This is a genomic window from Ruegeria sp. BHSB056, assembly GCF_059613305.1.
Genome location: NZ_JBXWSG010000045.1, coordinates 1 through 21,089, shown reverse-complemented (window position 1 = coordinate 21,089; position 21,089 = coordinate 1). Strand labels below are relative to the sequence as shown.

The 21,089-nt window shown below is 56.1% G+C and carries 22 protein-coding genes; 12 read left to right on the top strand and 10 right to left on the bottom strand.

The window, feature by feature from the left end:
• Positions 1 to 7 precede the first annotated feature (7 nt).
• The 8 genes from AC2FND_RS12280 to AC2FND_RS12245 form a co-directional block, all read right to left on the bottom strand.
• The gene (locus AC2FND_RS12280; RefSeq protein WP_480545571.1) at positions 8 to 262 is read right to left on the bottom strand and encodes a hypothetical protein; all 255 of its coding nucleotides are present in this window, start codon (positions 260 to 262) and stop codon (positions 8 to 10) included.
• Positions 263 to 443: 181 nt separating this feature from the next.
• Positions 444 to 1,757 carry a branched-chain amino acid ABC transporter permease gene (locus AC2FND_RS12275; RefSeq protein WP_496769998.1) on the bottom strand — a complete coding sequence of 438 codons (1,314 nt, stop codon included), beginning with the start codon at positions 1,755 to 1,757 and terminating at the stop codon, positions 444 to 446.
• Positions 1,754 to 2,764 (bottom strand): branched-chain amino acid ABC transporter permease, encoded by a 1,011-nt coding sequence (locus tag AC2FND_RS12270; protein WP_496751785.1) that lies wholly within the window; start codon positions 2,762 to 2,764, stop codon positions 1,754 to 1,756. Before AC2FND_RS12270 ends, AC2FND_RS12275 begins: the two co-directional genes overlap by 4 nt.
• A 207-nt stretch (positions 2,765 to 2,971) precedes the next feature.
• Positions 2,972 to 3,301 carry a hypothetical protein gene (locus AC2FND_RS12265; protein WP_496769997.1) on the bottom strand — a complete coding sequence of 110 codons (330 nt, stop codon included), beginning with the start codon at positions 3,299 to 3,301 and terminating at the stop codon, positions 2,972 to 2,974.
• A gap of 278 nt (positions 3,302 to 3,579) precedes the next feature.
• Positions 3,580 to 3,879 (bottom strand): hypothetical protein, encoded by a 300-nt coding sequence (locus tag AC2FND_RS12260; RefSeq protein ID WP_496769995.1) that lies wholly within the window; start codon positions 3,877 to 3,879, stop codon positions 3,580 to 3,582.
• Positions 3,880 to 4,007: 128 nt separating this feature from the next.
• Entirely contained in the window at positions 4,008 to 4,838 is an 831-nt protein-coding gene (locus AC2FND_RS12255) for an ABC transporter ATP-binding protein (protein ID WP_209504888.1), read from the bottom strand.
• Between the two features lie 8 nt (positions 4,839 to 4,846).
• Positions 4,847 to 5,635, bottom strand: coding sequence for an ABC transporter ATP-binding protein (locus AC2FND_RS12250; RefSeq protein ID WP_209596275.1), 789 nt, complete (start codon positions 5,633 to 5,635; stop codon positions 4,847 to 4,849).
• 106 nt (positions 5,636 to 5,741) lie between these two features.
• Positions 5,742 to 6,923, bottom strand: a complete 1,182-nt coding sequence (locus AC2FND_RS12245; protein WP_496769993.1) for an ABC transporter substrate-binding protein — start codon at positions 6,921 to 6,923, stop codon at positions 5,742 to 5,744.
• A 154-nt stretch (positions 6,924 to 7,077) separates the two neighbouring features.
• On the opposite strand from AC2FND_RS12245, the gene AC2FND_RS12240 reads away from it, so the two are divergent.
• Positions 7,078 to 8,175, top strand: coding sequence for a PQQ-dependent sugar dehydrogenase (locus AC2FND_RS12240; RefSeq protein ID WP_496769991.1), 1,098 nt, complete (start codon positions 7,078 to 7,080; stop codon positions 8,173 to 8,175).
• A gap of 2 nt (positions 8,176 to 8,177) precedes the next feature.
• Here AC2FND_RS12240 and AC2FND_RS12235 read toward each other — a convergent pair whose 3' ends face one another.
• Positions 8,178 to 9,182, bottom strand: a complete 1,005-nt coding sequence (locus AC2FND_RS12235) for a GlxA family transcriptional regulator (RefSeq protein ID WP_209503918.1) — start codon at positions 9,180 to 9,182, stop codon at positions 8,178 to 8,180.
• A 169-nt stretch (positions 9,183 to 9,351) separates the two neighbouring features.
• On the opposite strand from AC2FND_RS12235, the gene AC2FND_RS12230 reads away from it, so the two are divergent.
• The gene (locus AC2FND_RS12230; protein ID WP_209503919.1) at positions 9,352 to 10,722 is read left to right on the top strand and encodes a class II 3-deoxy-7-phosphoheptulonate synthase; all 1,371 of its coding nucleotides are present in this window, start codon (positions 9,352 to 9,354) and stop codon (positions 10,720 to 10,722) included.
• 71 nt (positions 10,723 to 10,793) lie between these two features.
• Here the strand turns inward: AC2FND_RS12230 and AC2FND_RS12225 are convergent, their stop codons facing one another.
• Positions 10,794 to 11,468 carry a PAS domain-containing protein gene (locus tag AC2FND_RS12225; RefSeq protein ID WP_496769989.1) on the bottom strand — a complete coding sequence of 225 codons (675 nt, stop codon included), beginning with the start codon at positions 11,466 to 11,468 and terminating at the stop codon, positions 10,794 to 10,796.
• A gap of 245 nt (positions 11,469 to 11,713) precedes the next feature.
• Here AC2FND_RS12225 and AC2FND_RS12220 point away from each other — a divergent pair, with 245 nt between their 5' ends.
• From AC2FND_RS12220 to AC2FND_RS12175, 10 genes are all read left to right on the top strand, one after another.
• Positions 11,714 to 12,604 carry a YicC/YloC family endoribonuclease gene (locus tag AC2FND_RS12220; protein ID WP_496769987.1) on the top strand — a complete coding sequence of 297 codons (891 nt, stop codon included), beginning with the start codon at positions 11,714 to 11,716 and terminating at the stop codon, positions 12,602 to 12,604.
• Between the two features lie 17 nt (positions 12,605 to 12,621).
• A complete protein-coding gene (gene gmk, locus AC2FND_RS12215; protein ID WP_209503922.1) occupies positions 12,622 to 13,263 on the top strand; it encodes a guanylate kinase in 642 nt (213 codons plus the stop codon).
• Positions 13,260 to 13,784 carry a gamma carbonic anhydrase family protein gene (locus AC2FND_RS12210; protein WP_496769985.1) on the top strand — a complete coding sequence of 175 codons (525 nt, stop codon included), beginning with the start codon at positions 13,260 to 13,262 and terminating at the stop codon, positions 13,782 to 13,784. Before gmk ends, AC2FND_RS12210 begins: the two co-directional genes overlap by 4 nt.
• Positions 13,785 to 13,812: 28 nt before the next feature.
• A complete protein-coding gene (locus AC2FND_RS12205; protein WP_496769983.1) occupies positions 13,813 to 14,859 on the top strand; it encodes an ATP-binding protein in 1,047 nt (348 codons plus the stop codon).
• A gap of 185 nt (positions 14,860 to 15,044) precedes the next feature.
• Positions 15,045 to 16,085, top strand: a complete 1,041-nt coding sequence (locus tag AC2FND_RS12200; protein ID WP_209503925.1) for a substrate-binding domain-containing protein — start codon at positions 15,045 to 15,047, stop codon at positions 16,083 to 16,085.
• An 88-nt stretch (positions 16,086 to 16,173) separates the two neighbouring features.
• Entirely contained in the window at positions 16,174 to 17,646 is a 1,473-nt protein-coding gene (pstC, locus tag AC2FND_RS12195; protein ID WP_496769981.1) for a phosphate ABC transporter permease subunit PstC, read from the top strand.
• On the top strand, positions 17,643 to 18,974 hold the full coding sequence (gene pstA, locus AC2FND_RS12190) for a phosphate ABC transporter permease PstA (protein ID WP_480485635.1): 1,332 nt from the start codon (positions 17,643 to 17,645) through the stop codon (positions 18,972 to 18,974). The genes pstC and pstA overlap by 4 nt, the downstream gene beginning before the upstream one ends.
• Positions 18,975 to 18,986: 12 nt before the next feature.
• A complete protein-coding gene (gene pstB, locus AC2FND_RS12185) occupies positions 18,987 to 19,784 on the top strand; it encodes a phosphate ABC transporter ATP-binding protein PstB (RefSeq protein ID WP_480480931.1) in 798 nt (265 codons plus the stop codon).
• A 16-nt stretch (positions 19,785 to 19,800) separates the two neighbouring features.
• Entirely contained in the window at positions 19,801 to 20,502 is a 702-nt protein-coding gene (gene phoU, locus AC2FND_RS12180) for a phosphate signaling complex protein PhoU (RefSeq protein WP_209503929.1), read from the top strand.
• A gap of 12 nt (positions 20,503 to 20,514) precedes the next feature.
• On the top strand, positions 20,515 to 21,089 hold a 575-nt coding region (locus tag AC2FND_RS12175; protein WP_496769979.1), incomplete at its 3' end, for a response regulator.

Genomic DNA, 21,089 nt, shown 5'->3' with positions numbered 1-21,089 from the left:
GTCGCGTTTACTTCAGTCGGCGTTGGCCTTCCTGACGACAATAGGCGTCAGCCTCGGGAACCGACATCTTCGTGGCCGGGAAGTCGATTGCACGGTCCCAGGTCACGCGATCCTGACGATATAGCTGACAGGTCACAACACCTTTTGGTGTCTGTACTTTGACCGGCGTCGTCTCAAGATCTTCGGGACTGGGGACGCAGGCGGATACTGCAACGGCAATAGCCGAAAACAGAATGAGTGATTTCAGATGTGGTGCTTTCATTTTCTACTCTTGTCTACTCGTCATGTTGATTGATTAAAACGGTATAGGCGGGTGTGAGTGCCAGGGACCTGCTGCAAATCAAAAACACTGTGGTGGGTCCGTTTATTCAGAAAAACCTTAAGAATCAAGAAACCGCGCCAGATTAGTGGCGCGGTTTTGCGTATTGGAACGTGGCGTTGACCTATTTCTCGGGGATCAGACCCCTTGGGCTGAATCTGAGAACAATCAACAGGATCAGGCCCATCGTGAACAGGCGCATATGTGCGGCACTATCAATAAGATGTGACTTCAGCGCGCTGCCATCCGGTAAGCCAGCGGTGATCACACTCATCAACCACAAACCAATCGGCTCGACCTGGACCCATAAGAACCAGATCAGGAACGCGCCAAGTACGGCTCCGAAGTTGTTGCCGGAACCGCCAACAATCACCATGACCCAAACCAGAAAGGTAAAGCGCAGCGGATTGTAGGTGCCTGGCGTCAGCTGCCCGTCCAGAGTGGTCATCATAGCGCCTGCGATGCCGCAAATGGCCGACCCCAATACGAAAATCTGCAAGTGGCGACGGGTGACGTCCTTGCCCATGGCTTCGGCCGCGACTTCATTGTCGCGGATTGCGCGCATCATGCGACCCCACGGGCTTTTCAGCGCCATCTGCGCCATCCAGAGTAACGCCAGAAGAACCAGCATGAACAGCAGCGAATACCCAAGTTTCACCGAGAGGGTGGATGCAGTGACCGGATCCAGCCCCAGCCATTCGGCGCGGGCCAGAAAAGCCGGATCTTGCTGCAATTCAACTTCGTACCCGACAACCGGTGAGGGGCGCGGAATGCCATAGACATTCTTCACGCCGCGGGCCAGCCAATCCTCGTTCTTCATGACGGCGATGATGATCTCGGCGATACCCAGCGTGGCAATTGCCAGATAATCTGACCGCAGCCCAAGCGCGGTTTTGCCAATCAGCCATGCCGCCCCGGCAGCCAGCAGACCTCCGGCAGGCCAGGCCAGCAGAACGGGCAGGTTCAGACCACCAATGTTACCGGCAATCGCCGGGTCAATGGCCTCGACCGCGGCAACATTGGGGTCGAACACGGCCCGGTAGAGGAAAAAGCCGACAATAAGGACAGTGATTATTGTGAGCGTCTGCACCCGGCCTTTGGGCATTTTTGTTGCCACCAGTACGGCTGCAACCACGGTGGCAGCCCCCAACACCAAGGACAGAACGATACCATAACCGCCAGCGCCCCAGGCGCCCGGGGTAGGCGCTGTTGATACCAGCACCACGGCCAGACCGCCCAGCGCGACGAAGCCCATGACCCCCACGTTAAACAGGCCTGCAAAGCCCCATTGCAGGTTCACACCGATCGCCATGATGGCCGAGATCAGCCCCATGTTCAGAATCAGAACGGCGGTGTTCCAGCTTTGCGTGAAACCGGTCAGCAGAATGAGGTTGCCAACCGCTATGAAAAGCAGAGTGTTTTTGACAGATTCGGTCATACTGCTTTTCCCTTGAACAGGCCCGTGGGCTTAAACAGAAGCACAATCAGCAGGATGACAAAGCTGACAGCAAATTTGTAATCGGTGGACAGGAGTTGAACCAATCCGGACGGCTCCAGGTTTTCGGGGGCCACATAGGTCAGTACTTTTTTCCAGGCATAGGTGATCGTCACCTCGGAAAACGCGATGATGAACCCGCCTGCAATTGCGCCCAGTGGGTTGCCTAGGCCACCCACGATGGCCGAAGCGAATATCGGAAGCAGAAGCTGGAAATAGACGAAAGGTTTAAAGCTTTTGTCCAGCCCATAAAGTACACCCGCTGTGGTCGCCAGGGCGGCTACGATGATCCAGGTGATCATCACAACACGTTCAGGGTTGATACCGGACAACAGCGCGAGATCCTCGTTGTCGGAATAGGCACGCATCGACTTTCCGGTTCGTGTTTTGTTGAGGAACCAAAACAGCAAGGCCACGGCAATAACGGCCACTATCAGTGTAATCCCTTGCGAGGTCTTGATAGCCAGCCCCTCTTGTAGGCCCGTCATGGACTTAAAGTCCCGCGCGGATATCAGAAATCTTGCACCATCCGAGAACTTTTGGTCATCCGGCCCGATGATAAAGCGCACCAGACCGTTCATGATGAACATTACACCCATTGAAACGATCACAAGGATAACCGGCTTGGCCTTTTGTTCGCGGTAAAAGCGGTAGACCAGCCTGTCCGTGACCAACACCAGCAGGATGCAGCCAAGGATGGCAAAGGGCAGAGCAAGCAGGGCAGTCGGCAACGGCCCGAAGCTGACACCAACGGCTTGCAAACCCCAGGTGACAAGCACAGCGATCATCGCGCCAAAGGCCATGGTGTCACCATGGGCAAAGTTCGAAAACCGCAGGATTCCGTAGATCAGGGTCACGCCAAGCGCTCCCAACGCCAACTGACTGCCATAGGCAATCGCAGGCACGATGACAAAGTTGGCAAGCGCAACAAGCGCGTTGAGTAAGTCCATTATTTCTTCTCACTGTCCGGGTGCGACCTTATGGCATAACGGTCTGCGCGGGCACAATGTTTTGCACGCGGTTTATCGTCATATTTTCCTGCTGGTAGCGCAAAAAAACCTAGAAAATTTTCACGAAGGACGGACTTTCCACATCAAGCCCGGCTCAGTCACGCACCGGTCAATTCCGGTGCGTGGTTGAGATGGTCGGAAGGGGGCTCAGACGTTTGTTTCAGTACAAGCGCCGCGATCGGTCCCCGCATTGGGGCCTTTGACCGAGAGATCAAAGGTCATGTCGTCATAGTTCACGACAAAGGTCATGACCTCATCGCCCTGAATATAGACAAACGTCATGTTGCCAACGCCTTTGAAGACCATCGCATCGCCAGAAACACTTGTGGTTTCGATGATGCCCTTGTCTCCTTCCGACGCCCGTTTGAGGCGCACTTCACTGCCGTCGCGGTCTGAGACGCAGACAAAGTGGCGCTCTTGCGCAGTTGCTGCAGTCGCGCACAAAGTGGCGACGGCCACCCACATCCATTTTTTCATTCTTGGGTCCTGAATAGAGTTTTTCATTCAGAAGGTTCGCTTGATTTCTCGGAACCAGATCTGCTTGTCCGGGAAACCGTTTCCTTCACAGCGCCCGGCGCTAAACGCCCAATGTGACCGGATTGCAGCCGAGGCGTGGAATTGTTGGGATGGTGATGGAGGACATGAGACAGTTGGATACCGAGTTCAATCTGCATGTTTTGCTAGACTGGTGGCTTCAGTCGATTGCGGGAACAAGAACGAAGTTGGAGAGCGTCACAAGGACGTCGAAGAATTCCTTAGTACAAACCCTCATGAATGGCGCTGCAAACAATTTTTGTCATTCGATTAGACAGAAACGCATTGTGACCCCAGTTACTTATCGGGATGAGGTTCATACCAAACGCGTCAGCAATTTCACCGTTTGGCACGATAACGATAAAATAGTCGGGTTTAGGATCTTGTTTAATGTATGTTTCGGCCTGAGCGTAATTTTCAAAGTACCCTAGTTTGACACGTCGATCTTCACTTTCTTCCAGAAAATAGTCGTTGTTCTCACGGCTCAAAACAAGCGAAGAAAGCGGTAAACTTGCCCGCACGCACACTTGTCCCTCACACACAGCGTACATGCTACAATTTGCCGGGAATCCGTATTAGTCCCAAGCTGCCCAAAGAACGGATGCTTGGAGCAGCCAAGCCATCGGAAATACGAGAAAAAACCTAATCCTCACCCCCCCAAGAAACTCTTCCGCACCTCCGGATCGGCCAGCAGTTCCTTGCCCGTACCGGTATAGGCGTTTCGCCCCTGAACCAGAACATATCCTTTATCCGCGATTTCAAGCGCTTGGCGGGCGTTTTGTTCAACCATCAGGATCGGCAGGCCGGTGCGCGCGACCTCGATGATGCGGTCAAAAAGCTCATCCATCACGATGGGTGAGACACCCGCGGTCGGCTCGTCCAGCATCAAGACCTTGGGTTGCGTCATCAGCGCGCGACCCACGGCAACCTGCTGGCGCTGACCGCCAGAAAGCTCTCCGGCGGGCTGATTGCGTTTGTCGCGCAGGATCGGGAACAGGTCATAGACCTGCTCCATCGTGTCCGAGAAATCGTCGCGCCGAATGAAGGCACCCATTTCCAGATTTTCCTCGACAGTCATCGAGGTGAAAATGTTCGACGTCTGAGGAACAAAGCCCATACCGCGGATTACGCGGTCTTGCGGGGTGAGGCTGGTGATATCCTCGCCATCCAGACGCACTGAGCCGGCGCGAACATCCAGCATCCCAAACACAGCTTTCATCGCCGTTGACTTGCCCGCACCGTTCGGTCCGACAATGACTGCGATTTCACCCTTGTCCACGGCAATGGTACAGTCATGCAGGATATCCGGGCCTTTGCCATAGCCGCCGGTCATGGTGTCGCCAATCAGAAACGGGCCGCCTTCAACGCGATGAGTCGTCCCGCTTTTCCGATGGGCAGGCGTCATTGTACCGATACCTTGCGTGTTGGTAATCGATGCGTCCTTGTTGCCCTTGTCGTCCTGATAGGGGTTATCGCTCATGCCAGCGGTCATGTCTGGGCCTCCAGCTTGTCTTTGTTTTTGAGGCCGGTGCCAAGATAGGCTTCGATCACGTGCTCGTTTGCCTTGATCTCATCCAGAGTGCCCTCGGCCAGAACCTTGCCCTCGGCCATGCAGATGACCGGGTCGCAGATCTTGCCGATGAAATCCATGTCGTGCTCGATAACGACGAACGTATAACCACGCTCTTTGTTCAGGCGCAGGATCGTATCAGCAATGGTCATCAGCAGGGTGCGGTTCACGCCTGCTCCGACCTCGTCCAGAAATACGATCTTGGCGTCCACCATCATGGTACGTCCAAGTTCCAGCAGTTTCTTTTGACCGCCCGAAACCTGACCTGCCTTGTGATCGGCCAGATGTTCGATGGTCAGAAACTCCAGCACCTCGTCTGCCTTGGCTTTCAGCGCGCGTTCTTCATCAGCGATGCGTTTGCGTCCGAACCAGGTATTCCACAGCGCCTCACCCGACTGCGCACCGGGCACCATCATCAGATTTTCGCGGCAGGTCATCGACGAGAATTCATGCGCGATCTGGAACGTGCGCAGCAAACCCTTGTGAAACAACTCATGCGGGGGCAGGCCGGTGATATCTTCACCGTCCATGACCACTTTGCCGCTGGTCGGGGGCAAAACACCGGCGATCACGTTGAACAGAGTGGTTTTTCCGGCCCCGTTGGGCCCGATCAGGCCGGTGATCGACCCTTTTTGGATTTCCAGCGACGCCCCATCCACCGCGTGAAATCCGCCGAAATGCTTATGCACGTCCTCGACGACGATCATGGTATCCCCTTGCCTTGTCCCCGTGAAACGAGGTGCAGCCTTTTGTCATTGAAACAGCCCGGGCACAAGGCCCGGGCTGTCTGATTTCATAGCTTGATATGCGGGATCAACGGAAGTTGACGGTTTTGTTCTCGCCGTCGGTCACTTCGATCTCGCGATAGGAACCCGCGCTTTCACCGGGGCCGATCAGCTCGACACCCGAGGCGCCGACATAGTCGATGTCCTGACCGGTGGCCAGCAGTTCCAGACCTTTCGCCAGTTCACCGGGATAAATCTTTTCACCCGGCGCATTGGCGACGTCCATTACTTTGCCCGCGTAATCTGCGGGGTTGGTCGAACCGGCGGCCTGCATGGCGAACATGAACAGCGCTGCCGCGTCATAGGATTCGGGCGAATAGGGCGACGACCCGTCAAACCCGGCTGCTTCAGCCAGTGCAAAGTACTTTTCTGCACCTTCACCACCGGACCCGGCGATCTGACCGAACGAGCCGTTCAGGTCGGGGCCGACATTTGCGGGCAGCGAGTCACCGATCATGCCACCGGGCAGACCAAAGGTGTCGAACGCACCGCTGTCCAGCGACGACTGGATGATGCCCAGACCACCCTGGTCCAGATAACCCGCGACAACCAGAATGTCGCCACCGGCCGAGGCCAGCGCGCCAACTTCAGCCGAATAGTCGGCCTTGCCGTCTTCATGCGCCGTGACGATGGTCACTTCGCCGCCGACCGCCTCAAAGGACGTCTGAATCGCATCGGCCAGACCTTTGCCATAGTCGTTGTTGGTATAGGTCAGCGCGATCGAGTTGATGCCACGATCCTTGAGGATATCAGCCATAACCTGACCTTCGCGAGCATCCGACGGCGCGGTGCGGAAGAACAGGCCGTTGTCCTCCATGGTCGACAGGCCGGGCGAGGTCGCCGAAGGCGAGATCATGACCATGCCGTTTGGAATGGCAACGTTTTGCAGGATCGCGCCGGTAACACCCGAACAGTCGCCGCCGATGATGCCTGCAACGCCGTCAGCGATCATACGCTCGCCGTTCGAGGTGGACAGACCATTGTCGATACAGCCGGTATCAGCACGTACACCAGCCACGCTGGCACCGTTCATGAACTTACCGGATTCGTTGACTTCGGCGATTGCCAGTTCCGCGCCTGATCCCATGGCAGGGGCCAGCGATTCAATCGGGCCGGTAAAGCCGATCAAAATCCCCAGTTTGACATCTTCGGCCATGGCTGCGCCGGCCAGCAATGCAGTTGCTGCAGTTGCAGTAAGCAGCTTTTTCATATGGTTACTCCCAGTTGTGAACGTATTCGTTCTGGCGACGACCCTAGGCAAGCTGTTCGGAAAAGAAAAGTCCTAACGCAAACCTGTCTTTTTCGTTTGAAATCCTATCTGTTTTGTTGGGACTCACCCCTGATTGTCACCGAAAGGGACCAGAATGCTTAGAACGGCGATGATTCTGTCTTTCTCACTCTGCGCCTTGAATGCCGCGGCCCAGACGCTGTCGGTTTCAGCCGGGATGGTCCAGCTTGAAGAAATGGTCGGCGGGCTGGAGACCCCATGGGCGGTTGGCATTTTGCCCGATGAAAGCTTCCTCGTCACGGAACGGGATGGAAGGTTGCTGTATGTGCGAAATAGTCAAGTAGAGGGTGTTTCAGGCGTTCCAAAGGTCGCGGCTTTGGGGCAGGGCGGATTGTTGGACGTCACGATCTCACGCAACTTCAATCAAAGCCGGGAGGTCTTTCTGACCTTCGCAAAACCTCAGGGCGACGGTGCAGGGACTGCGGTTGCGGTTGCGCGCCTGTCCGAGACTGGCAAAAACCTTCAGAACCTTCGAGTAATTTTCGAGGCATCGCCAGGTGGTACGGGTGGTCGGCATTTTGGCAGCCGTGTGGTCGAAGCGCTGGACGGGACATTGTTCGTGACTTTGGGCGAGCGGGGACACGCGGAGAATGCACAGGATCGGTCCAATCCTTTGGGCTCGGTCATTCATATCAACCGCGATGGGACGGTTCCGGCAGATAACCCCTTTGTCGGGCAATTGAATATCGAACCCGAGATATGGTCATACGGTCATCGAAATCCACAGGGCGCGGATTTGGACGCGCTTGGCCGACTTTGGATCTCGGAACACGGGGCGCGGGGAGGAGATGAAATCAATCAACCCCGCGCAGGCCGGAATTATGGTTGGCCTCTCATCTCCTATGGTACGCATTATTCGGGTGAAAAAATCGGGGAAGGTACAGCCAAAGAGGGGCTGGAACAGCCAGCTCACTACTGGGATCCTTCCATCGCGCCATCCGGCCTGCTGGTTTATTCCGGCAAGCTCTGGCCGCAATGGGCAGGTGATGTTTTCGTAGGATCTTTGAAATTTGACTATATCGCTCGACTTCAGGGCGATCCAATGCATGAGGCCGAACAGATCAGAAGCCCTGAAACCGACCGCGTCCGCGATATCGTCGAAGCGCCAGACGGGTCGATCTGGTTTATTTCGGTTGGGAAGGGGGCAATTTACAGAATATCTCCGGCGGAGTGACCTTACACCGATAGCCGCCCGCTTTGCGCACCACGCTCGCGATAGGGCGTGGTGTTGTAATGCGCCCGGTAGCATTTCGAGAAATGGCTAGGCGAGGCGAACCCACAGGCCAGGGCTACGTTGATGACACTCATATCGGTTTGCATCAGCAGGTTCCGCGCCTTGTGCAAACGAAGCTCCATATAGTACCGCTTGGGCGAGCGGCTGAGATAACGCCGGAACAGGCGCTCAAGCTGGCGGGTCGACATGCCGACTTCCTTGGCCAGAATCGAAGGTGAGATCGGCTCTTCTATGTTCTTTTCCATCATCAGAATGACCTGACTCAACTTGGGGTGACGTACGCCAATACGTGTCGGTGTAGACAGGCGCTGCGTGTCCTGATCTGTCCGGATAGACGAATAGATCATCTGATCCGCCACCGCATTTGCCAGGTCTTCGCCGAAATCGTCTGCAATCAACTTGAGCATCAGATCGATAGAAGAGGTCCCCCCAGCCGTCGTCATACGACTGCCGTCAATCTGAAAGACTGCTTTCGTCAACTCGACCTCATCGAACTCTTCGATGAAACTGTCGGAGTTTTCCCAATGTATCGTCGCCCGCTTGTTGTCCAGCAGACCGGCCTTGGCCAAGGTATAAGCAGCCGTGCACAGACCGCCGATCCGCAGTCCGCGCCGTGCCTCGCGCCGCAACCAGTTCAGAATGCGTTTGGTTGTAGCAGCCTGCACGTCAACGCCCCCACAAATCAGAACGACATCGTCGCGTTGCAGTTCGTCCAGGTCACGATCGAGCTTGAATTCGGTTCCGGCCGAACATGAAATCGAATCTCCGCCTTCACCTGAAAGAGTCCATGTATAAAGCTGTTTGTCCGCCATGCGGTTTGCGATGCGCAGGCTGTCGAGTGCCGATGCAAAAGACAGCAGCGAAAACTTGTCCAAAAGGACAAAAACGAAATGACGGGGCATGGCCCCAGCATTTTCGACCGTGACTGCTTGGCGTTGCACTTGCATGACAAAATGTCCTTAATTTTGCGCGGGAAAACCAGGTATCCTGCGGCGTATTTGGCAGTCACCATGATCAAAGCTTGTTTGCGGCGTCAAGAGGCGCAAATGGGATATGGTCACTCTTCATTGCTTTTTGTATAGAGGCGACCTGAACACTTCAGCGGAGATCAAAGCTATGACCGAATGGCAAAAAACGAACTGGCGCAACAAGCCCCGGGTTCAGATGCCAGACTATACCGACGAGGCCGCATTGGCCAAGGTCGAGGCCCAGCTTTCGCAGTATCCCCCGCTGGTCTTTGCCGGTGAGGCGCGGCGCCTCAAGCAACATCTTGGTGCCGCCGGTCGCGGCGAGGCCTTCCTACTTCAGGGCGGGGATTGTGCTGAAAGCTTTGAACAATTTAGCGCCGATGCGATCCGTGACACCTTCAAGGTGATGCTGCAAATGGCGATGGTTCTGACCTATGGTGCCAAGGTGCCGGTGGTAAAGGTCGGTCGCATGGCCGGCCAATTTGCAAAGCCGCGCAGCGCCCCGACAGAGGTTGTGAATGGTGTAGAACTGCCCAGCTATCGCGGTGACATTATCAACGAATTGGCGTTCACGCCCGAAGCGCGGATTCCGAATCCCGGCAAGATGTTGCAGGCCTATACACAGGCGGCGGCCACGTTGAACCTGCTGCGTGCCTTTTCAACCGGTGGCTTTGCCGACATGAGCCGTGTTCATTCGTGGACGCTGGGCTTTACCGACGAACAGGACGTTCAGAAGTACTCCGAGGTGGCAGACCGCATTCAGGACACCATCGACTTCATGGAAGCAGCTGGCATCACGGCAGACACGACGCACGAATTCTCTACTGTTGAATTCTACACCAGCCACGAAGGTCTATTGCTGGAATATGAAGAGGCGCTGACCCGTCTGGATTCGACCTCGGGCAACTGGCTGGCCGGGTCTGGTCACATGATCTGGATCGGCGACCGTACACGCCAGCCTGACGGTGCACATGTCGAGTTCTGTCGTGGCGTTCTGAACCCGATCGGTTTGAAATGTGGTCCGACGACGACGGCAGAAGACCTCAAAGTTCTCATGTCGAAGCTGAACCCTGAAAATGAAGAGGGCCGCCTGACCCTGATCGCGCGCTTTGGTGCAGGCAAGGCGGGTGAACACCTTCCGCGTCTGGTCAAGGCCGTGAAGGAAGAAGGTGCCAAGGTCACCTGGGTCTGCGACCCGATGCACGGCAACACCATCAAGTCGGCCACGGGCTACAAAACCCGCCCGTTCGATTCTGTCCTGCGTGAGGTGCGCGATTTCTTTGGTGTGCATCAATCCGAGGGCACGATCCCTGGCGGTGTCCATTTCGAGATGACCGGTCTCGACGTTACCGAATGCACCGGTGGTGTGCGTGCCGTGACCGAAGAGGATCTGTCGGATCGTTACCACACCGCCTGCGACCCGCGCCTGAACGCGTCTCAGTCGCTGGAACTGGCGTTCCTTGTGGCGGAAGAACTGACCAACCTGCGCCGTAACGGATCAAAACGCGCCGCAAGTTAAGCGATAGAAAAGAAAGAAAAACAGCGGGCCAACGGTCCGCTGTTTTTTTTGTTCCGGGTGTTCAATCTAGTTCAGTCATCGCGCGACACGACCAGACGAAGGTGTTTGGCCGCGCGTTTGAAATCCGTTTGGTCTTCGGCGAAACCGTCAACGGTTTGAGGCATAGCAGGAACTGGCGCCTGAACTTCCGAAAACGATTTGATCCGCGTATCCGTAATCGAAAACCTGCGTGGGGTTTTACCAATCGCACCATCCGCAACCATGACGCCCAGAACCCGGCTGACGTCGCCCAGATCGCTTCTGAGCGGCAAAAGGATCATGCAGGCCTGCATCCGGGTACGTCCCAGTATCCCGCTCGAATCCAGCCCCAGTTCGGCAACGGCGGGTGCTGCGAATACCTGCTCCAGAACGTCCTTAAGACTGGCGCGGTCATCAGGCTGAAAGAAGGCCGTCACAGGCATGCCGCGAACCTCCATCCCCGCAAGCGCGTTCAAGTGGCTTCCGGCAAGACGAAACCGGGCCAGTCCGGGCGCGATCCGTTCAAGAATGAAAGTATATTCAAGTATGTTTTCCAGTCCACGCGGGTCGACCTGAGACCGCATCGGAACACCGTCACCGCTCAGCAATGCAGTCCAATACGCCTCGGCCTGGCGGATCGGCGTAAGGCTGCGCCCACTGTCAAAGCGATCCATTGCGACGATCTTTCCAAATTCTGACCCGGAACCAGTCCCGAAAAAGGTTTTCATTTTCTTCACCCTTACGTCAATTGGCCGCCATTTTCATAAAATGCAACACAACCGGAGCATTTGTGGCCTGCAAGCCATTACCAGGGGTAGTTTGACTCGGGTTTATTCAATTTTGGAGCAATTCTTTAACGAATGGTTAACTTACGCCAAACAAATGCGGCCTCAGCAAACTCTTGCTCTGCACCGGCCAATCGCATTAGGTGCGGCACACATCCAAATGGGTGAGGTCACAGGAAAGGACAGGCATGATCAGATCCATGACCGGGTTTGCCTCGGGGAAGGGGGAATACGGACCGCACAGCTGGACGTGGGAGTTGCGCAGTGTTAACGGCAAAGGCCTTGATATGCGCCTGCGCGTCCCTGATTGGCTGACCGGGCTTGAGGTGGCCCTTCGGGCCGCGCTGTCAAAATCCTTGAGCCGAGGGAATGTGACCCTTTCAATGCGTCTGACCCGCGAGGACTCTGCCTCGGAACTGGCATTGAACGAGGTCGCTATGGCCGCGGCCCTGAGCGCTTTGGAACAAACACACAAGATGGCAGCTGCGCGCGGTATTGCTCTGGAGCCGGCGCGCGCCTCGGACCTATTGGCACTGAAAGGCATGTTGGATGCAACCGCAGATGCGGATGATCCCGCTCCGCTGGTTGCGCGCCTGACCGAAGATTTCAACGACCTGTTGGCCGCTTTTGTCGAAATGCGCCGGACCGAGGGCGAAGCGTTGGCTGACGTGCTGAACACTCAGTTGGATCAGGTTGCGGCGCTGACAGCTCAGGCAGCTGATCTGGCCGCGCATCGTAAGGACAAGATGGCCGCGACATTGCGGGACAATCTGGCGCACGTACTGGACAACGCGCAGGGCGCGGACCCGGATCGCATCGCGCAGGAACTGGCTTTGATCGCGGTCAAAGCCGACATTACTGAAGAGATCGACCGCCTGTCTGCACATGTGGCCGCAGCAAGAGAGCTGCTTGGGCAGGACGGGGCTGTCGGACGCAAGCTTGATTTCCTGATGCAAGAGTTCAACCGCGAAACCAACACGCTGTGCTCCAAGGCTCAGAGTACGGAGCTGACGGCTGTCGGGCTGGAACTGAAGGCGGTGATCGATCAGATGCGCGAACAAGTGCAAAACGTAGAATAATGATGGGAACGACTGATATGGCGGATCGCCGAGGCCTTTTAATCATCCTGTCTTCCCCGTCCGGGGCAGGCAAATCCACCCTGGCAAAGCGGCTGATGGACTGGGACAAGGACCTTGAGTTTTCGGTTTCGGCCACAACCCGTGCCCCGCGTCCGGGGGAAGAAGATGGGCGGGACTACTATTTTCTTTCTGAAGACGAGTTCAAGCAGAAGGTCGCCGATGGCCAGATGCTGGAACATGCGCATGTCTTCGGTAACTTCTACGGCTCACCCGCTGATCCGGTGCGCAGTTCGATCCACGCAGGCAAGGACGTGCTGTTCGACGTGGACTGGCAAGGCGAGGTTCAGATCCGCAACTCGGATCTGGGTAAGCATGCGTTGTCGATCTTCATCCTGCCGCCTTCGATCCCCGAACTGCGCCGCCGTCTGGAATCACGTGGGCAAGATAGCGATGAAGTTATCGCAAGGCGGATGCTCAAAAGCTGGGATGAGATCAGCCACTGGGGCTATTACGATTATGTCCTGATCAATGACGATCTTGAGGCGACCGAAAAGAAGCTCAAGACCATCGTCAGCGCCGAACGGATGCGCCGTATTCAACAGCCAAATCTGCAACAACACGTGCGCAAGCTTCAAAACGAATTCGAGGGGCTGTCATGACGATCTACGCGTTAGGCGAGCACATGCCCGAAATTCACGAGGACACATGGGTTGCACCCGATGCCAACCTGATCGGCAAGGTTGTGCTGGAACAGGGCGCCTCGGTTTGGTTCGGCTGCACGATTCGCGCAGATCACGAGGAAATCCGCGTTGGTGCAGGTAGCAACGTTCAGGAAAACTGCGTCATGCACATCGATGCCGGGTATCCTTTGTCGATTGGTCCGAATTGCACCATCGGACACAAAGTGATGCTGCACGGGTGTACGATCGGAGAAAATACTCTGATCGGAATGGGCGCGATTGTTCTGAATGGTGCCCGGATCGGGCGGAATTGCCTGATCGGGGCAGCGGCCCTGATCACGGAAGGCAAGGAGATTCCGGATAATTCCCTTGTGATGGGGTCTCCGGGCAAAGTGGTGCGCCAGCTTGACGAGGCCGCAGCAAAACGGATTACCCTAAGCGCGCTGCATTATCAGGAAAACATGCGCAGGTTTCGGGACACTCTGAGACCTGTTCAATAAAGCGCGCGGATTGATCGGGGTTTGAAGCATGTCAGATGACCTTCTAGACGGATTTGTTCAGGCCATCCCAATGCCCGCGTTGTTGGTGGATCAGACCGAACGGATCATTGCCGCCAATACGGATGCGAAAACCCTTCTGGGGCAGAGTATCGTGGGGCGGCATTTTGCGACCATCCTGCGGCAGCCACAGGTTCTTGAAGCGATTGAACAAAGCCTTCAGTCCAAAGGAACCAAGGCAGCGCGTCATCTTTCCAATGATGGCGCGCAGGACACAACATTTGATGTGCAATGCCGGTATATGAACGGGGTCGGAGCTGTGTCGGGCGGGGCCGTTCTGACCACTTTTCAAGATGTCACGCATCTGGAGCAGGCAAGTCAGATGCGCCGCGACTTTGTTGCCAATGTCAGTCACGAATTGCGGACGCCTTTGACGGCACTGATGGGCTTCATTGAAACCTTGCGTGGCCCTGCACGTAACGATCCGGCTGCGCGTGACCGGTTCCTGCAAATCATGGCCGATGAAGCCAACAGGATGAACCGGCTGGTTGGCGATCTTTTGTCCCTGAACCGCGTGGAAAGCGAAGAAAGAGTTCGCCCAAATAAACAGCTGGAGCTGACAGGGCTGCTGCAATCCACCATGAACTCGTTGCGCCCCCTTGCGGAAGAGGCGGGCGTGACGCTGACGCTTGACGCACAGGACGGCCCGCTTTCCGTTACCGGAGACGGCGATCAGTTACGGCAGGTATTCACCAACCTGATCGAAAACGGAATAAAATACGGTGCCAGCGGTGGTAGCGTCACAGTCAACGTTCTGTCATCAGAGCGTGACGCGGCGATGCGTGGGCCAGGGGTGCGGGTGAAGGTCATCGACAAGGGGCCAGGAATTGATTCCGTACACCTGCCACGCCTGACCGAGCGATTCTATCGCGCCGACAACCACAGGTCCCGCCAGTTGGGTGGAACGGGGCTGGGGCTGGCCATCGTCAAGCACATCGTCAATCGCCACCGCGGACGGTTGCGCGTGGAAAGTGAGTTGGGAAAAGGTTCCGTGTTTACGGTCATCTTACCACGGTAGCCCTTCCCGCATTACCACCCTACGAAATCTTCCTCGTTACGATTTTTTGACCCGAAATCTCAGGATATTCGAGAGTTGTCATAAAAGCGTTACACACTTGTCACAAAAGGCTTACGCACGGCCCCTAGGGGTGCACGCAGGATCATCATGGGGGTGATCAATCATACCTTTTCAAGGAGACTGAAATGTCCTTTGTGAAACTGTCGGCTTCTGCGCTGGCAATCGCCGCCGTCTCGGCAACCACCGCCGCTGCCCGTGACAACGTTCAGGTTGCCGGTTCGTCGACCGTTCTGCCATATGCCTCGATCGTTGCGGAACTGTTTGGTGAGAACACCGATTTCCCGACCCCGGTTGTTGAATCGGGCGGTTCGTCAGCTGGTCTGAAGCGTTTCTGTGAAGGTGTTGGTGAAAACACCATCGACATTGCAAACGCATCGCGCGCGATCCGTGAAAAAGAAATCAAAGCCTGCGCCGAAAACGGTGTGACTGACATCATGGAAGTCCGCATCGGTTATGATGGTATCGTTTTTGCAAGCCAGCAGACCGGTCCTGCCTTCACCGCTTTTGAACCTGCCGACATCTTTAACGCTTTGGGCGCAAAAGTTCTGAAAGACGGTGAAGTGGTTGATAATCCTTACACTACTTGGGCCGAATTCAACCCTGAACTGCCTGATGTAGAAATCGCTGGCTTTATTCCGGGCACCAAACACGGCACCCGTGAAGTGTTCGAAGAAAAAGTTCTGCTGATCGGTTGTGAAGCGACCGGCGCGATGGAAGCCATGATTGCTGGCGGCATGAGCGAAGACGACGCAGAAGATGCATGTCTGGCCGTTCGTACCGACGGGAAAGCGGTCGACATTGATGGTGACTACACCGAAACGCTGGCGCGTATCGACACCAATCCCAATGGCATCGGCATCTTTGGTCTGGCGTTCTACGAGAACAACACCGACAAGCTGAAAGTGGCAACCATGTCGGGTATCGCTCCTTCGACCGAAACCATCTCGACCGGTGAATATCCGGTTTCGCGCCCGCTGTTCTTCTACGTGAAGAAAGCCCATATCGGCGTGATTCCCGGCCTGAAAGAATACGCCCAGTTCTTTACCCACGACGAAATCGCAGGTGCTTCGGGTCCTCTGGCAAATTATGGTCTGGTTGCGGACCCTGAGCTGGCAAAGACTCAGGATGCAATCGCCAACGAAGTAACCATGGGTTCGGGCAGCTAATCCGGCCTTTGGTTCGAAATACCGGGGGCGGCATTCCTGTCGCCCCCACGTTTATTAGCTTTCCCGGCCAAGACCAAATGGGGGTTTCATGCCGATAGTATGGCTTGTTCTGATCGTGCTAGCGATTGCTGCAGTCGGTTACGTGTTGGGGCGCACACGCGCCCTGCAAAGCGCCACAGGAGATGTCCGGGCTTTGCACTCGCTGCCGTCGTATTATGGTGCAAATGTCGCCCTCAAGACGATCGTTCCCGCATTTGGCCTTATGATCCTCTGGTTGCTGGTACAACCGCTTTATGTGAACTCTCAGGTATCCGAAATGATCTCGGGTTCCGCCATCGAAAACGGCGCGTCCCTCAATCTGGTCATGGCCGAGGTCCGTCGCACCGCGTACGGTCTGGATAACGCAGTTGCCGCCGGGCAGATACCCGTGGAACTGGCGCGTAACGCGCGCGCGGATGTGATCGACATGACCCAGCGCCTGAAAGTTGCCGGGCAAGTGGTGACGTCTGACATCACGCAACCTGTGCTGCGCGCGGCGCAAACCTATCGGATCATGAATGCGACCGGCTATTCGATCATGGCAGTCGCCGTCATACTGACCGCACTCGCCGGTGCTGCAGTCAGCTGGTTTCAAACTCGCGCGGAATACCGCGCGCGTAATGTGGTCGAGCAGGGGGTGCGTATCCTGTTGCTGGCGGCCGCATCCATCGCAATTCTGACCACTGTCGGGATTGTCCTGTCCCTGGTTTTCAACACTTGGGAATTCTTCAAGCTCTACCCTGCTACCGATTTCTTTTTCGGCACGACATGGGCCCCCAGTTTTTCGGGGCGCGGCGGGTCGTCTGAACTTGGTATTATTCCCTTGTTGTGGGGGACATTCTATATCTCGCTCGTTGCCCTGCTAGTGGCTGTCCCGATCGGGTTGTTCGCTGCGATTTACCTCAGCGAATACGCGTCACCCCGTGTCCGCGCCGTCGCAAAACCGCTGCTCGAGATTCTGGCCGGTATCCCGACCATCGTTTACGGCCTTTTTGCGCTGCTTACTGTTGGTCCGCTTTTGCTTGGCCTGTTCGGGGATGACGGGCTTGGCTGGATGAAGGCTGGCACGGCAGTCATGACCGCTGGGTTGGTCATGGGCATCATGCTGATCCCGTTTGTGTCCTCGTTGTCGGATGACATCATCAACGCGGTGCCGCAGGCCATGCGCGACGGCTCTTACGGACTGGGCGCAACGCAATCCGAAACCATCCGTCAGGTTGTTTTACCTGCGGCCCTTCCAGGTATCGTGGGGGCGATCCTGCTGGCCGCATCGCGCGCCATAGGTGAGACAATGATCGTGGTCCTTGGGGCAGGGGCGGCAGCACGGCTGAGCCTGAACCCGTTTGAAGCCATGACGACGGTCACCGCAAAAATCGTGAGCCAGCTGACCGGCGACGCGGATTTCGCATCGCCCGAAGCGCTTGTGGCCTTTGCCCTGGGTATGACCCTTTTCACTCTCACGCTTGGGCTGAACATCTTTGCCCTCTACATCGTGCGTAAGTATCGGGAGCAATACGAATGACCGACGCCAGCATGCAAAGCTCTGAAACAGGTCATCGCTCTGTCTCGCTGACTGTAGCGGATGCACATACCAAAAAACGTGCAAATGCAGAGAAACGATTTCGGGCCTACGGGATTGTCGCTATTGCAACGGGCCTGTTCTTCCTGATCGTTCTGTTCGCCTCGATCCTGTCGCAGGGCATTCCGGCTTTTCAGCGCACTGTTGTCAGCGTGGATTTCACCCTGTCTGCTGCGCAACGAGACGAGGCGGAAAGTACGTTGTTCAAGACCAAAGCCTATTCCAACCTGTTCATCGCTCAGTTGAGCAAGGAACTGGAAGACCAGGGGATCAGCGTTGATTTCGACGAAGCGGCCATCGAACGTCTTCTTGGCAAAATCGGTGGAACCATCCGAACTTATTATGCCGACAACCCCGGCAAGCTGGGTGATCCGGTCAAGTTTGATCTGGCCGCATCCAGTCGTGTCGACGGGTATTTCAAAGGCCGCGTGTCCCGTGACACCTTGCAGGACAGCCGGTTTCTACAGCTAAGCGATCTGGATCTGGTTGATGCTCTGAAACAGGCGGGCATCATCAAGCAGGCCTTCAACTGGCCGTTCATCACCGGCGCGGATTCAGGCGTTGACAACCCGGGCGGTGCGGGCATCGGCGCCTCGGTCATTGGGTCGTTTTTCATGATGCTGGTGGTTTTGGGCCTGTCTTTGCCCATTGGTGTGGCAGCGTCGATTTATCTTGAAGAGTTCGCGCCACAGAACAGGTTCACCGACCTAATTGAAGTGAACATTTCGAACCTTGCAGCCGTGCCGTCGATTGTGTTCGGTATTCTGGGTCTGGCCGTGTTTATCCAGTTCATGCACCTGCCACAATCGGCACCGCTGGTTGGTGGTCTGGTTCTGACTCTCATGACATTGCCCACGATCATCATCTCGACCCGCGCCTCGTTGAAAGCGGTTCCGCCGTCGATCCGTGATGCGGCGTTGGGGGTAGGGGCCTCGAAAATGCAGGCGGTGTTTCACCACGTGCTGCCTTTGGCCGCGCCGGGCATTCTGACCGGTACCATCATCGGTCTTGCACAAGCCTTGGGTGAAACCGCACCGTTGCTGCTGATCGGCATGGTAGGTTTTGTGGCGCGGGGATATCCCGACGGGTTCCTTGCCGGCTTTACCGAGCCGAACTCGGCAATGCCCGCCCAGATTTACACTTGGGCCGCACGCGCTGATGTCGGGTTCTACGAAAAGGCCTGGGGCGGCATCATCATCCTTTTGATGTTCCTGCTGACCATGAATATCATCGCTATCATACTGCGCCGCCGCTTTGAACGCCGCTGGTAATTGGGGGCAATAATGAACGACATGACACGAGTGGAGAGAACCGTGGACTCCAAAGACATCAAGATCAACGCGAAGAAGGTTCAGGTTTACTACGGTGATACCCACGCCATCAAGGACGTGAGTGTTGAGATCGAAGACAAGACCGTCACGGCCTTTATCGGCCCTTCGGGTTGTGGAAAATCGACCTTCCTGCGGTGTCTGAACCGGATGAACGACACCATCGATATCTGCCGAGTCGAAGGTGATATCCTGCTGGACGGCGAAGATATTTATGACAAGCGGGTCGACCCCGTTCAGTTGCGTGCCAAAGTGGGCATGGTGTTCCAAAAACCGAACCCGTTCCCCAAGTCGATCTACGACAACGTGGCCTATGGTCCGCGCATCCACGGCTTGGCCAAGAATAAAGCGGAACTGGATGAGATCGTTGAGAAATCCCTGCGTCGAGGCGCAATCTGGGATGAGGTCAAGGACCGTCTGGATGCGCCCGGCACGGGGCTTTCAGGGGGTCAACAGCAGCGTCTGTGTATCGCCCGCGCCGTGGCAACTGAACCGGAAGTTCTGTTGATGGACGAGCCGTGCTCGGCGCTGGACCCGATTGCAACCGCACAGGTCGAAGAGTTGATCGACGAATTGCGGTCGCGATACTCGGTTGTGATCGTCACCCATTCGATGCAGCAAGCCGCGCGTGTCAGCCAGAAAACGGCCTTCTTCCACCTGGGTAATCTGGTCGAATTTGGTGAAACCGGTCAGATTTTCACCAATCCGGTCGATCCGCGCACGGAAAGCTACATTACAGGCCGTATTGGCTAAGCACAGGTATCAAACAATGAGCGAACAACATATTGCATCTGCTTTTGACCGCGACCTCGAGGCGATCCAGGCGCATATCATGAAGATGGGTGGTCTGGTTGAGGCTGCTATCATGAGCGCGGCGCGATCGCTTGAAAGCCGCGACATTGAGCTGGCCCAGGAAGTGCGGCAAGGTGACAAGGCTATCGACGCGTTGGAAGACCTGATTGACGAGGAAACTGCGCGTCTGATTGCCTTGCGCGCGCCCACGGCCAGTGACCTGCGACTGGTTCTTTCGGTCCTGAAAGTATCCGGTAATCTCGAGCGGATTGGCGATTACGCGAAGAACATCGCCAAGCGTACGACCGTTCTGGCCAGTGCTGGCGAGATCAGCGGCAGTGCCGCTGCCTTGCGCCGCATGGCGCGCGAGGTTGAACGTATGCTGCGAGACGCGCTGGACGCCTATATTCAGCGCGACGCGGAACTGGCTACCGACGTCATCAACCGTGATGAAGAGGTCGACCAGATGTATAACGGCCTGTTCCGCGAATTCCTGACTTTCATGGCTGAGGATCCGCGCAATATTTCGGCATGTATGCACCTGCATTTCATCGCCAAGAACATCGAGCGTATGGGCGACCATGTAACCTCGATTGCCGAGCAGGTGGTGTATCTGGTTACAGGCGACCGCCCGACCGAGGCTCGGCCCAAGGCCGATATAACGTCGCAAACAGCGTAGGAGAGGCTTGAGATGTCCGCAGATCAACCGACGGTTCTGGTGGTCGAGGATGAGTTGGCCCAACGCGAGGTGCTGGCCTACAACCTTGAAGCCGAAGGTTTTCGCGTCTCAAAGGCGGCCAACGGTGACGAAGCTATGCTGCTGGTCGACGAAGACTGCCCGGATATCATTGTTCTGGACTGGATGATGCCCAACCTAAGCGGGATTGAGGTTTGCCGCCGGCTCAAAAGCCGTCCGGACACACGCTCGATCCCGATAATCATGCTGTCGGCCCGATCAGAAGAGGTAGACAAGGTTCGCGGGCTGGAAACCGGTGCCGACGATTATGTGGTCAAGCCATATTCGATCGTCGAACTGATGGCGCGTGTCCGAACACAACTGCGCCGTGTCCGACCGGCAACTGTTGGCTTGCGACTGGAGTACGATGACATCATTCTGGATTCGGAAACCCACAAGGTCAGCCGCGACAGCAAGCCCTTGAAACTGGGTCCAACCGAATTCCGGCTTCTCAGCACGTTCATGGAAAAGCCGGGCAGGGTCTGGAGTCGTGAACAATTGCTGGATCGGGTTTGGGGACGCGATATCTA